Below are 618 nucleotides of genomic sequence, written 5' to 3' on the forward strand. Positions count from 1 at the left end.
CACAACTCGCAACACACATCGGCTTGCCCTCCCGGTCACAGCCGTTAGATAGGTGGCGCAAAGCAACAGGATTCCGGCGATGGCAACCTTTACCCTCCCCAAGAACTCGACGATCCGCAAGGACGGCAAGGTCCACAAGGCCGAGGGCGCGAAGCGGGTGAAGCGCTTCAAGATCTATCGCTACGATCCGGACAGCGGCCAGAACCCGCGCTACGACACCTTCGAGATCGATCTCGACCAATGCGGGCCGATGGTTCTCGACGCGATCATCAAGATCAAGAACGAGATCGACCCGACGCTGACTTTCCGCCGGTCGTGCCGCGAAGGCATCTGCGGCTCGTGTGCAATGAACATGAACGGCGCGAACGGCCTTGCCTGCACCACCGCGATCGAGGACCTGTCGGGTGAAATCCGCATTACCCCGCTGCCGCATATGGAAGTGATCAAGGACCTGGTGCCGGACTTCACCCACTTCTATGCTCAGTACGAGACCTTCCAGCGCTCGCCGCTCTTGTCCTCGGCCTTGTAGTCGTCGTTGCGCGGGCGGACGTGGGCCTCGATGAACTGGCGCACGCGATCGCGCCAATAGCGTTGCCGTTCGGTGGGTTCGAAATCCAT

1 protein-coding gene is annotated in these 618 nt (G+C 60.7%); it reads left to right on the plus strand.

Annotated features, from left to right (window positions below; translation table 11 throughout):
• Window positions 1-52 precede the first annotated feature (52 nt).
• Entirely contained in the window at window positions 53-529 is a 477-nt protein-coding gene (locus tag AC01FP_RS18675; protein WP_474482396.1) for a 2Fe-2S iron-sulfur cluster-binding protein, read from the plus strand.
• Window positions 530-618 lie beyond the last annotated feature (89 nt).

It is taken from the genome of Cyanobium sp. NIVA-CYA 375, assembly GCF_056108345.1.